The 13,212-nt window shown below is 42.8% G+C and carries 11 protein-coding genes; 3 read left to right on the top strand and 8 right to left on the bottom strand.

Annotated elements, in window-relative coordinates; genetic code table 11:
- Positions 1–21: 21 nt before the first annotated feature.
- Both PGR74_RS12445 and PGR74_RS12450 read right to left on the bottom strand, forming a co-directional pair.
- Complete coding sequence (locus tag PGR74_RS12445) at positions 22–1,977, bottom strand: amylo-alpha-1,6-glucosidase (RefSeq protein WP_041504574.1); 1,956 nt, start codon at positions 1,975–1,977, stop codon at positions 22–24.
- A gap of 45 nt (positions 1,978–2,022) precedes the next feature.
- A complete protein-coding gene (locus tag PGR74_RS12450) occupies positions 2,023–4,005 on the bottom strand; it encodes an alpha amylase C-terminal domain-containing protein (RefSeq protein WP_041504575.1) in 1,983 nt (660 codons plus the stop codon).
- 390 nt (positions 4,006–4,395) lie between these two features.
- Here PGR74_RS12450 and PGR74_RS12455 point away from each other — a divergent pair, with 390 nt between their 5' ends.
- Positions 4,396–5,013, top strand: a complete 618-nt coding sequence (locus tag PGR74_RS12455; protein ID WP_041504576.1) for a WbqC family protein — start codon at positions 4,396–4,398, stop codon at positions 5,011–5,013.
- Between the two features lie 64 nt (positions 5,014–5,077).
- Here PGR74_RS12455 and rlmD read toward each other — a convergent pair whose 3' ends face one another.
- A complete protein-coding gene (rlmD, locus tag PGR74_RS12460; RefSeq protein ID WP_041504577.1) occupies positions 5,078–6,481 on the bottom strand; it encodes a 23S rRNA (uracil(1939)-C(5))-methyltransferase RlmD in 1,404 nt (467 codons plus the stop codon).
- A 107-nt stretch (positions 6,482–6,588) separates the two neighbouring features.
- Complete coding sequence (locus PGR74_RS12465) at positions 6,589–7,272, bottom strand: SIR2 family NAD-dependent protein deacylase (protein ID WP_041505611.1); 684 nt, start codon at positions 7,270–7,272, stop codon at positions 6,589–6,591.
- Between the two features lie 142 nt (positions 7,273–7,414).
- Here PGR74_RS12465 and PGR74_RS12470 point away from each other — a divergent pair, with 142 nt between their 5' ends.
- Positions 7,415–8,203 carry a C40 family peptidase gene (locus tag PGR74_RS12470; protein WP_041504578.1) on the top strand — a complete coding sequence of 263 codons (789 nt, stop codon included), beginning with the start codon at positions 7,415–7,417 and terminating at the stop codon, positions 8,201–8,203.
- An 85-nt stretch (positions 8,204–8,288) separates the two neighbouring features.
- On the opposite strand, the gene PGR74_RS12475 is transcribed toward PGR74_RS12470, so the two are convergent.
- The 4 genes from PGR74_RS12475 to PGR74_RS12490 all read right to left on the bottom strand — a co-directional run bounded on the left by PGR74_RS12475 (position 8,289) and on the right by PGR74_RS12490 (position 12,311).
- Entirely contained in the window at positions 8,289–9,854 is a 1,566-nt protein-coding gene (locus PGR74_RS12475) for a lytic transglycosylase domain-containing protein (protein ID WP_041504579.1), read from the bottom strand.
- A 4-nt stretch (positions 9,855–9,858) separates the two neighbouring features.
- Positions 9,859–10,572, bottom strand: coding sequence for a DUF5683 domain-containing protein (locus tag PGR74_RS12480; RefSeq protein ID WP_052634894.1), 714 nt, complete (start codon positions 10,570–10,572; stop codon positions 9,859–9,861).
- 9 nt (positions 10,573–10,581) lie between these two features.
- A complete protein-coding gene (locus PGR74_RS12485) occupies positions 10,582–11,478 on the bottom strand; it encodes a ParB/RepB/Spo0J family partition protein (protein WP_041504580.1) in 897 nt (298 codons plus the stop codon).
- Between the two features lie 62 nt (positions 11,479–11,540).
- Positions 11,541–12,311: a ParA family protein gene (locus PGR74_RS12490; RefSeq protein WP_041504581.1), complete on the bottom strand. Its 771-nt coding sequence runs from the start codon at positions 12,309–12,311 to the stop codon at positions 11,541–11,543.
- Positions 12,312–12,452: 141 nt separating this feature from the next.
- On the opposite strand from PGR74_RS12490, the gene PGR74_RS12495 reads away from it, so the two are divergent.
- Positions 12,453–13,166: a DNA alkylation repair protein gene (locus tag PGR74_RS12495; RefSeq protein WP_052634896.1), complete on the top strand. Its 714-nt coding sequence runs from the start codon at positions 12,453–12,455 to the stop codon at positions 13,164–13,166.
- Positions 13,167–13,212: the final 46 nt, after the last annotated feature.

Below are 13,212 nucleotides of genomic sequence, written 5' to 3' on the forward strand. Positions count from 1 at the left end.
CCAGACACGAAACTTCCGTTCTTATTTCCGTTTCCTCTCAAACTTTTTGATTAACGCTAAACTTCTTAACACCTCTCCGACACTCCATGCCTGAGAGATACATCCACCAGGCCTGTGAATGGGGTCTCCGTCATACACTTCCGCGATAGAACAAACTCCGTAAGTGGTCATATCTTCCTCGAATCCGGCCAGTAGCTCTTTCACCGCAGGCAAAGCCTGCTTCCCCCTCAGTTTCAGACTGGCCTCGATGTAAGGACCGATCAACCACGGCCAAACCGTTCCCTGGTGATAAGCCGAATCCCGTTCATTCTGATCTCCCTCGTAACGTCCCTTATATGACGCACTTTTAGGCGACAACGTACGTAATCCCTTGGGTGTTAACAACTCGCGGCGTACCACATGCAACACCCTCTCTTTCATATCATCGCTAATCGGGGAGTACTCCAAAGAACAAGCTATAACCTGATTCGGACGAACCAAGGTATTCTGACCGGTATGATCTACATAATCGGCAAGGTATTTTCCCTCTTCATACCAGAATAATTTATTGAAGCTCTCCCGAATCTTTTCCGGCATTTCTTTCCATTCTTCCACGAAGCGGCGATCGGCAGCTTCCTCTGCCAAGCGCAAACTGTAACACACGGCATTATACCACAAAGCATTGATTTCTACGGCATAACCACCCCGAGGAGTTACCGGTATTCCTTTCACGATAGCGTCCATCCAAGTCAGGGCTTTACCGGGTTGTTCCGCCCAAATTAAACCGTTCTCCTCCATCTTCACCCAAGGATTCGTACCATACCGGAAAGCCTTCAATATGGCTTTCATCTTACTCCCGTAATTTTTCCAGATAAATCCCTTCTTTTTCATCGCATCGTCCAATTGCTGAAGCGTCCAAAAAAACCACATCGGAGCATCTACCGAATTGTACGCCGCATCCTGACGCTTTCCGATATTCGGGAACAATCCATTATGCAATTGACGGACCATCGTATCGATCACCTCCTTACAACTTTTTATATCCTGTTCGGCAGCCAAAGTGATTCCGGGTAAAGCGATAAAAGAATCTCGCCCCCAACGCCCGAACCAAGGATAACCAGCTACCACTTCCGTATCCTTACCGTCATGAACAATAAATTGAGAAGCCGAGTATTTCAGACAATTCTCGAAATTATCCCTCGGCATACGCAGATCCACCAACCGTTGAAACTTACGCTTCAGGACGTTCGGATTGACCTCCTCCACAGAAGCCGAGAAAACGATACTCTCCCCTTTTTTGATCGGAACTTCAAAATAACCGGGGACAAATAAATCCTCCCGATAGTCATACCCCCTTGCTTTCTCTTCCAGATATTCGATATTGTAATACCAATCCGGCACTGCCACGAACTCATTCGGTTTACTCAATTGCATATTCAATGAGGGAAACCCAACATATAACCTCGACCTTATCCCGTTAGTAACCGATTCGTATTTCGTATTGGCCATCATATTGGCCTTACTCAAATCATGCACATTCCGATACGCCAAAAAAGGTTTTAAACGCAACAACGTTTCCGAATGAGCATCTACCAATGTATAGCGGATCATTACTTGTGCCTCGTTATGCACCATGATCAACTCTTTCTTCAGAACCACTCCTCCTACCCGATAGAGTAACGTCCAAACAGGCTCATACTCACAATCGACAATATACTTATGTCCCCGGGGGTCATACACGCCGGGGTATTTATGAATACCCAAATTAAACGATTGACCATGCTGTACGATAGTCTCATCCAACGAAGAGAGCAACACATGGTTCATACCGCCGAATTCTTCGATCGGAAGTATCAGTAGACCATGATACTTTCTCGTATTACAACAAACAATAGTTGTTGACGCATATCCCCCCGCCCGATTGGTCGCTAAAACCTCCCGGTGCAGAGCATACTCTAAGTTGACTAACTCTTCTTTATTGAATTTTAAATATCCCATAATCTGCCATTTAATATATCAAAATCAATTATTATTACCTTCTTATCACGAACGATGCATAACAAATGCACTCCGGGCGGGAAGATACAAACTCAGTTGGCTTCTACCGGGAGCGATATAACGCGTAAAATGTTCCACGTTCTCGTCAATCCTTCCGAAACCGTCAAACAACGCACTATCCGTATTCAGTACCGTCATATACTTTCCCGGAGGAGCATCGAATTGATAATCCATAAAAGAAACCTCAGGATTAAAATTAAAGACGAACAAAAAATCTCCCCGGGTAAAAATCAAAATCTGCCTCTCGTTATCCCTCACCAAAGGAGAAGGATATCCCACAAATAGCTGATTATCTTCAACGAAATGAATCATAGCCCGATCAAAAGCATTCAAAAAACGAAAACGCAACTGCTCATCATCGACCAAGCTCCATAATCTCCGGGCATGATCGTAACTCCAATTATTCCCCTCTCGCGGGAAATCAATCCACTCCGGATGCCCCCACTCATTCCCCATAAAAGAAAGATAACCGTCTCCTGCCGTTCCTATTGTCACCAAACGAATCATCTTATGTAAAGCAATACCCCGGTCAATGTGTATATTTTTATTAAAAACACTCATCGAAGAGTATATAGCCTTATCGACCAACCGAAAAAAAATTGTTTTATCACCGACCAAAGCCTGGTCGTGACTTTCGGCATAGCTAATCGTATGTTCCTCTTTCCGTTTATTGGTCAGTTCGTAAAAAAGATCCCCCACGTGCCATTCTTCATCTTTCCTATCCTTCAACAACTTTATCCAGTAATCCGGCACCCCCATACTCATACGAAAATCGAACCCCAATCCTCCTTCTTCTACCGGGAAAGCCATACCCGGCATTCCACTCATATCTTCGGCTATCGTAATCGCCTCCGGATTTACCTGATGAATCACCCGGTTGGCCAAACCCAAATAAACAATAGCATTTTCATCCTGATCGCCGTCATAATACATCCGGTAATCCGTGAAGTCCCTATTGATCCCATGATCCCAATATATCATACTCGTAATCCCGTCGAAACGAAAACCGTCAAAATGGAATTCATCCAACCAATATTTGCAATTGGATAACAGGAAATTAATCACCTGATGCTTGCCGTAATTAAAACAACGGGAGTTCCATAAAGGATGATATCCCTGTTCTCCGGGGTAAAAGAACTGGTCGTACGAACCGTCAAAACGACTTAATCCCTCCATCTCATTATTGACAGCATGCGAATGAACAATGTCCATAATAACCCGTACACCCATTCCGTGAGCGGCATCAATCAAAGCTTTCAACTCCTCCGGAGTCCCGAATCTGGAACTAACGGCAAAAAAATTAGATACCTGATACCCGAAAGAACCATAGTAAGGATGCTCCTGAATTCCCATCAATTGCAAGGTATTATATCCCAAATCCACCATACGGGGAAGCACAAATAAACGGAACTCCGTAAATGTGGAAACCCTCTTGTGTTCGGTAGACATACCCACGTGCGCCTCGTATATCAAAGGGTGAACAGTACGATGAGGAGATTTATGTTTCATGCGATACGGATTCTTCGGGTCCCATACCTGAGCACTGAATATTTTGGTATACTCGTCCTGAACCGCTCTTCTGACATGAGTAGGGATACGCTCTCCCGCTCCGCCATCCCACTCCACCAACAAACGATAAAGCATTTCATGAGACAAAACACCCTCCGGCAATACGATCTCCCAATCCTCACTATTTATTTTTTTTAAGGCATAGTCCGGATGTTTCCGCCAATCGTTAAATACCCCGATCAAATACACAGCCGTAGCATGCGGCGCCCATTCCCTGAACACCCATCCCCGGTCCGTTTTGTGAAGACCATAGTATAAATAAGAATTACACAGGTCGGCCAATCGCGTTGCCCTACTCGTGAATTCCTTCTCCAAAGCAAGTATCCGTTCATGTCTTTCCTGAATAACCTTCGCAAAAGGCTCCAATAATTTATCTTGATTCACGAGTTCCGGTTTCATATAATTGATCTAATTTAATTTTTTTGAATAATCACTTCCCTGCTTCAAATAAACCATTTTTGCATTACGTTGGGATGTATCTTCTGTTACATTTTTATTACTTAATTACGAAGAATTGAGTCATTTAGTTGTAATATAAACCTTTTTTATTTCGCGGGAATTTTAATTTTACTCCTTTCTTTATTTCCCTGAAGAGTTTTTTTCTGAAATAACCTAAATTGGTTACAAGATAACAATATTTAAGCCAACAAGAGTAGATTACACCAATTTTAACATATTATATTTTAAGAAAAGATTAATATATCCATTTACATATATTTACAATCATTTTTTCATCAAACTTCAAGCTACAATCTTTATTTTTTTATTTTTGTCCCAAAATCGCACGGAATGAAAAAAATCTTATTAAATACGGCTTATTTCCCTCCAATACAATACTTATCTAAAATAAAAGATTACGAAGGAGTTATTATCGAACAATACGAACATTACGGAAAACAAAGTTACAGAAACCGCTGTGACATCATGACCGCCAACGGAGTGATGACCTTATCCATTCCGGTAATAAAAGCAACGAGTAAAAAGATATTAACCAAAGAAACTTGTATAGATTACTCCACCTCGTGGCAAAAACTTCATTTTAAAGGTATTGAATCCGCTTACAAAAATTCTCCTTATTACGATTATTACATGGACCATTTCACCTCTTTTTTTACAAAAAAAGAGAAATACCTGCTCGATCTGAACATGAAGATAATACACGAAATTCTTGATATCCTGTCTTTAAATAACACGATCGCCCTGTCAACAGACTACGTCAACACTCCCGACCATTGCGACGATTTCAGGGACGTCATTCACCCCAAACCGTCCAGGCGCAAATTTAACGATCCTTTTGTTGCCAAACCCTACCATCAAACTTTTGCCGAGCGTTTTCCGTTCGCCCCAAATCTCAGTGTCATGGATCTTCTCTTTAACGAAGGTCCCGATGCCACTCTCTATTTATAGCAAAAACTCCACGTTAAAAAATCCATATACTCGGGAACCAAAAATACCCGGCCCAGCGACTCTTCTACCTGCGATGCAATAATACGATATTTTCCACATGATGCGTATGCGGAAACATGTCTACCGGTTGAACTGCCATTACTTTATAATCAGCATCCATCAGGTGAAGGTCGCGTGCCTGTGTTGCCGAATTGCAGCTGACATAAACGATACGCTCCGGCGCAGCATTCAATATGGTATTTACAACATCCGGATGCATTCCGGCACGCGGAGGGTCGGTAATAATCACATCGGGTTTGCCGTGACGGGCGATAAAAGCCTCGTTTAAGACCTCCTTCATGTCTCCCGCGTAGAAAAGCGTGTTGGTAATCCCATTGATGGAAGAATTTACTCTGGCATCTTCGATAGCTTCCGGAACATATTCAATTCCGATCACTTTATGGGCATGACGAGCGATAAAATTAGCAATCGTACCCGTTCCCGTGTAAAGATCGTAGACAGTTTCATCACCCGTTAACCCGGCCAAGTTCCGGGTTTGAGCGTACAGGTTATAAGCCTGTTCCGAATTGGTCTGATAAAATGATTTCGGGCCGATCTTAAACTTCAACTCTTCCATTTGTTCGTATATATGATCCTCACCATGAAAGCAAATCACTTCCTGATCGGTAATCGTATCGTTCAACTTCTCGTTTATCACGTACATAAGAGAAGTAATTTCCGGAAAAGCCCCGACCAAATGTTGAAGTAAACACTCCCTTGCCTCCCGCTCTTCGTGTCCAAAAGTAATAATAACCATGATCTGGCCCGTGGAGGAGGTACGAATAATTAAGGTACGCAAAAATCCTTTTTGTTCCCGTATATTATAAAAACTCAAACCTCGGGCAACGGCATAATCCCGTATAAAGTTACGAATGGCATTGGACGGTTCCTGCTGCAAATGACAGGTTTTAATGTCCACCACCTTATCGAAAAGCCCCGGGACATGAAAACCTACCGCCGGAGAGCGTTCGATCTCCTGGTCGCAACCGATCTCTTCACGAGTCAAAAAACGCTTGTCCGAGAATGTAAATTCTAATTTGTTCCGGTAATGCCGGGTTCGCGAGGAACCTATAATCGGACATACATTCCGGAGCTCAACCTTTCCGATTCGTTGCAGATTATCTACGATCTCCTGTTGCTTAAAATCCAATTGCCGTTCGTAAGGCAGATTCTGCCACTTGCAACCGCCGCATATTCCGAAATGAGAACAGAAAGGCTCTGTCCGGATATCGGCATATTTCTTCACATTCACCACGAAACCTTCCAAAAAACTTTTTCGTTTCCTGGTTACCTGAACATCGACAACATCACCGGGAACGGTATTGGGAACAAATAACACTTTTTCATCCACGTATGCGATGGATTTACCTTCCGCTGCAATTTTTTGAATTTCGATATTTTCCAGTAACGGTTTCTTTCCTCTACCCATAAACTTAAAACACTTCAAACTTCAGATTAATACCCTCAAAATTTTGAAGGGCAAATATACAAATTAAAATGAAACAGAAGACCGGAAAGGCAAAATAGCCCGATCTGTTACGACATTAGTTTCTCTTTCAATATCCGAACTCCTTCGGACGCTCCTGTCTCTATAAATTCGATTCTGCTGTTTTTCACGCTCTCCGGAATCTTAGGATCGATAAGCAAAATACGACATCCGGCCGGAGCGTAATGCAATAAACTCGCCGCAGGATATACGGCAAGAGAGGTCCCGATAACAACCAATATATCAGCCCGGGATACTAATTCTATCGCCGGCTCGATATTCGGCACGGCTTCCCCGAACCAAACGATATGCGGACGAAGAACGGATCCGTCTTCTCCTTTTGTTCCCAATTTCAACTCCCAACCTTCCAGATCATAAATAAGAGTCGGGGTTTTGCTACTTCTGACTTTTTTCAATTCACCGTGAAGATGTAGTACTTTCGAACTCCCGGCCCGCTCGTGCAAATCGTCTATATTCTGGGTAATGATTTGAACATCATACTCCGTTTCCAATTCAGCCAATCCGTAATGGCCGGCATTGGGTTTTGCCTCATAAAGTTGTTTCCTGCGTTCGTTATAAAAACGATTGACTAATTCGGGATCACGCTCCCAAGCTTCCGGGGTACACACATCCATGACATTATACTCTTCCCAAAGACCGTCGCTATCCCTGAAAGTCCGAATGCCGCTCTCCGCACTCATTCCCGCCCCTGTTAAAACTACTAACTTCTTCATGATCAAATCAATTTTACGATTCATAATGTCATGCAAGTTAACTAAAAAAATCATTTCATTATCTCGAAACTTTCTCTATTTTCGCGATAATTAATACGAACTGGAATAAAAGTTCATTTTTCAGTTTCTCAATTTTATTACGATGGAGTTTGGTATAGCTGATTTGAGTATAGTGCCCGTGAGGCGGGAAAAATCGGAACGAAGCGAAATGACCTCCCAAATTTTATTCGGGGAGATCTACGAAGTTTTGGAAAAGGAGGATAACTGGCTGTATATACGATTATTGCATGATAATTGTGAAGGTTGGATCGATCGGAAAATGCATAAGGAGGTAAGCCCATCCTACGTCGAGTCTTATCGTTCGTCCGATCAATTGATTATGGAAGAAGTATTCAACTTGGTACTAAAAGAAGGGGATTGGGGCAATAAGTTAATCGTAGCGGGCAGCGTATTGCCTTTTTACGACGCCTACTCGAAGAAAATGAAATTGGAAGAAGACGAATACGCGTTGATCGGTACATTGAAAGAGATAGGCATTGACAACTTGAGGGATCTACTTATCCAATACGCGTTGATGTACTACAATACCCCCTACCTATGGGGAGGGCGTACTCCGTACGGAATCGATTGTGCCGGATTGTCTCAGATCGTCTACCGAATGATCGGTATGAATTTACCCCGAAAGGCGGAACAACAGGTCATGAAAGGACAAACTCTTTCTTTTATCGAAGAGTCCTTACCGGGGGATCTGGCCTTTTTCGGCGACGAGGCAGGAGCCATTACCCACGTGGGAATCTTATGGGAACCGGGTCGTATCATCCATGCTTCCGGCCGGGTACGGGTCGACAAAATCGATCACCATGGTATTTTTAACGAAGAAACCAAACGCTACACCCACGCGCTAAAGCTGATCAAACGCTACATTAATTGACAATTGCAAACTAAAAAATTGAGGGATTAAGCGATTCGGCGATTGAATGATTCTTTGATTTAGCGATTAAAAAGATTGACGATTATTAGATTTTTATCTTCAACTTATGACCGGGTTTTAAATTTTTCACGGTTTTATCGGTAAGCCCGTTCCACCTCATGATATCCTTATTCGTGATCCCCGGATATTTCTTGGCTATATTCCACAGGTTATCTCCCTTCTTCATCACGTAGATTTCATATTCTCCTTCAATCAAGGGCTCCGTCTCCACCTCCGCGTTGGAAGCCATTCCAGCGTATTTCGCATCAGCCTTGTTCTGGTAAGTTTTCACCTTATCCTTAGGCACATAGACGACCAATTTCTGACCTACCCGGATTAAATTTCTGCTCATATTGTTCCAATACTTCAAATCCGCCAAACGTACATGAAAGGTATTGGCAATCCCCCCCAGCACATCCCCGCTCTTCACCACATAAATCAATTTCGCTTTATTACTGGGAGGAGCATAGGCATAGTGTTTAATCCGATCTCTCGGGTTAGCCGTCCGGTCGCTATCATCGAAATAATAAGAGCGATTATAAGCAAATATTGTATCCTGTTTATCGATAAACTCTCCGACATAATTATAAGGCATTCTTAAAGCGTAAGATTTTCCGTATCCTGCAGGGATAACATCCCGTCTATATTGAGGATTCAAATCCCGCAACTGCTCGATCGAAATATCCAAAAGTTTGGAAATCTGTTCAAAATGCAATCCTTCGTTTATCATAATGCTGTCGCACATCACGGGCAACTCGTTAGCGACAGGATAAATCTGATGCGCTTTATGATAGTTAAACACGTACATCGCCGCTATAAATGCCGGTACGTATCCCCTGGTCTCCCGAGGCAGACGATAATAAATATCCCAATAATTCTTCTTCGCCCCGGAACGACGAATAGCCTTATTCACGTTTCCGGGACCGCAATTATAAGCCGCGATAACCAAAACCCAATCTTTGTAAACACTGTACAGATCCTTCAGAAAACTGACTGCCGCTTCCGTAGATTTTACCGGGTCTCTCCGTTCGTCCACGAAAGAGTTGATCTCCAAACGATACATCTTTCCCGTCCCATGCATGAATTGCCATAACCCGCAAGCACCGGCACGAGAGAACGCCCTGGGGTTCAGTGCACTTTCTATGACCGGAAGGTATTTCAACTCGAGCGGTAAGCCTTCCCGGTCCAGAATCTCTTCAAAAATGGGGAAATAATACTCGCTTAATCCCAACATAGCACCTACCTGAGCCCGGCGTTTTAGCGTGTATAACTCGATATAGTTCTTTACTATTTCATTAAACGAAACCCGTATAGCCGAATTCATGGAATCTAATCGACTGAGGTAAATGGAATCGGGCAAAGAAGAAAAAGCCTCCTTTTGCTCCAACATGTTCAAGGTATCTCCCAATTCCGGTTTACTCACATACCACTTCTGGTATAATTCGTCTAATCTCCGGACAAAAGTTCCCGGAATGGAATCTGTAAGTAAAACCAAAGGAGGATTTATTAATTTAGGAGCTTCCGTTTGAATCTTCACGGAATCCCTATCGTGTCCCTTCACGGTAAGAACACCACACGATAAGATACATAACCACAAAAACACCCAGCGCATGCTTTTAAAAATTAAATGTTAATGATATTCCGACATTTCCCCCGGTTACAGGCGAAAAACCGGTAGTAGGACGAATCGACATAGACAAATCGTCATTGATTTCATAATCATAGAAATGAGCAAAAACCGTAGCATCGATAATCTGAATGATATAGATAGCTCCCGAAACGATGTACAGCAAATCTCGATTTCGTTTATAGTAATCTTTCTTATTTTTCAACTGATCTTTCAATCGTTGTTGTTGAGAAGGAGTAAAATCCGCCGCCGAATTTCCTGCAATCATCAATTTATCCCAGGTATTGTCTGTAGGGTAAGGTGTTTCGGGATCCTCGCTTTTTCTATCTAAATAATTCGTGTAATCCAAAAAAGCCGTCTTATACTTTCGGAAATATTTCGAATTCCAAGAGAGTCCGTAGACCGTCGCCCCGATACCCCCGTATAAAATGGGCACCTTCCACCATTGTCCGTTGTAAATCTGAGCCGATCCCGGCAGAACCATCGCCATAATCGTCGCCTTATGCGGGGAATGAGGCTTTAAATTTTTCATTTTCTTCTTATAAACAAATGCCTCCTCACCTCCGACACGTACGGAATCCTCACTGATAATAGTATCGGTTACCTGTGTTAACAGGTATACGCTCTCTCCCCGGGCATCCGTACCCAGAAGAAGTAAAATCCCACACGCGATTAAAAATATTTTTTGTAAAACAGCCTTCACGATATAAACTTATTTCGCACTCAGTTTATCCAGTAAACCGACAATGCGTTCCAACTCACCATCCGACTTAAAAGATATGACAATTTTTCCTTTTCCTTTCTCGTTTCTCTTTAAATCAACCTTCGTCTCGAAATAACGAGAAAGATGACTTTGCAATTCGTTATAATCATCGATTGTTTTTACCTTCGACTCTTTTTTATCGACCTTTTCTTCTTTTTTGGGATTCATCAGTTCCCGGACTATCTCCTCAACCTTTCTGACAGAAAAATCATATTTCATAATCTGTTCGAACACCATATATTGGGTATCGGGATCCTCTATATTCACAATAGCCCGGGCATGCCCCATACTAATCTTTCTCTCTTTAATCGCCAATTGTATCGGAGCAGGTAATTTCAACAGGCGCAAATAATTGGATATGGTCGTTCTCTTCTTGCCGACCCGTTCGCTCAAAGCGTCTTGGGTTAGCCTACACTCTTCCAGCAAGCGTTGATAACTGATCGCTATTTCGATGGCGTTCAAATCCTCCCGCTGTATATTTTCAATCAAAGCCAATTCCAATACCGTATCTTCCTCCGCTTTCCGAATATAAGCCGGAATGGTCTCCAATCCGGCAATCTTGGATGCCCGGTAACGACGCTCTCCGGCGATAATCTCGTACTTCCCGTCGCCGATCTCTCGCACGGTAATAGGTTGAACAATCCCGATAGATTTTATAGAAGCTGCCAATTCATTTAATGCTTCCTCATCAAAAGAGGTCCTCGGTTGATGCGGATTAGGACGGATATCACTTAATTTTAACTCCTCTTGCATAGACGACCCGCTTCCACCCCTCGGCTTAATCTCTTCCGCCGCATCCTGAAGCAAAGCCCCTAATCCTTTTCCTAATGCATTTTTTTTTGCCATCAACTTATTATTTATGATTACACGTCCAAACAATTTAAAACTTCACATGAATTCCTTTTCGGCTAAGCTCTTCTATTCTTCTCCAGCAATTCGTTTGCCAAACTCAGGTAATTCACCGTCCCTCGACATTCGGCATCGTACAGTACGACCGGCTGTCCGTAACTGGGAGCTTCCGCCAGCTTCGTGTTTCGCTGGATCATCGTATCGAAAACCATATCTTCGAAATGTTTTTTTACCTCGGAAGCCACCTGATTAGACAACCTCAAACGAGCATCGTACATGGTTAACACAAATCCCTCGATCTCCAAGGAGGTATTCAAACGCTTTTGAATGATCTTTATCGTATTCAACAACTTACCCAATCCTTCCAAAGCCAAATACTCACATTGCACGGGAATAATCACCGAGTCGGCAGCGGCCAGCGAGTTCACGGTCAACAACCCCAGTGAAGGCGAACAATCGATCAGTATGTAATCGTACTTCTCCCGAACACCGGCCAATACCCTTCCCATAACACTCTCTTTATCTTGAAAATTCAACATCTCCAATTCGGCTCCGACCAGGTCGATGTTAGAAGGCAATATATATAAATTCTCAATTTCCGTATTTAGAATAGCCTTCTCCGGCTCTATCCCCTCCACCAAACATTCGTAGATAGTGGCCTTCAACTCTTTTAAATCATATCCCACGGCCGTCGTCGCGTTTCCCTGCGGATCAGCATCCACCAACAAAACCTTTTGCTCCAAAACAGCCAAACTCGCTGCCAAGTTCACAGAAGTCGTCGTCTTTCCTACCCCCCCCTTTTGATTCGCTATAGCTATTATTTTTGACATAAGACTATAATTTTCGATTGTGTGGTAAAAATACAATTAAAATAAATACACTACCGATTTTTAACGGATTTTTTAATAACAACCCGAACTTTTTTATTAACAATCATTACCTTTACAACCCATAAAAAAAATCGCTTTATCATGAAAGATTCCTTAAAAGAGATAACAGAAGCACTTAATAGACAAAAAAATACACAAAAAGCCCACGCTCTTGCCCGTTTTTTTAAAACCGGTAAAGGAGAATACGGGGAAGGAGATCTTTTTATAGGAATCCCGATACCGCAAGTCCGAGACATCGTAAAAATATACCAGCACACCCCCCTGCCCGTAGTACACGAGTTGTTACTCTCGCCTATTCACGAATACAGGATGACAGCCGTCTTGCTTCTGGTCCATCGTTTTGAAAAAGAGAAAGATCAACAGAAAAGAAAAGAATATGTCGATTTCTATATTCAACATGTCGATCACCTGAACAACTGGGATTTGGTCGATTTAAGCTGCTATAAATTACTGGGACGCTGGCTCGAAGACAAAGAGAAAACATTACTCTATGAATGGGCCCGAACCGGCCACCTGTGGAAACAACGTATCGCTATCGTCTCTTGTATGTATTTCGTGAAAAGAGGAAAATTCGAAGAGTGCTTAGAGATCGCAGATATTCTGCAATTTCACTCCCACGACCTGATCCACAAGGCAGTAGGCTGGCTTTTGAGAGAGGTCGGTAAAAAGAACCGGCAAATCCTTACCGATTACCTCACGCCGAGGTATCGGCAAATGCCGAGAACCATGCTGCGTTACGCGATCGAACACTACCCGGAGGAGAGCCGGAAAGCTTTTTTAAAGCGGGGAAATTAAAACTTATTTGACTCTTTTTTACAACTCGTTATATCTTAAACTCGAA

This window comes from Sanguibacteroides sp. AM78-02pH3A, assembly GCF_027666085.1.
Lineage (GTDB): Bacteria > Bacteroidota > Bacteroidia > Bacteroidales > Marinifilaceae > Gabonibacter > Gabonibacter massiliensis.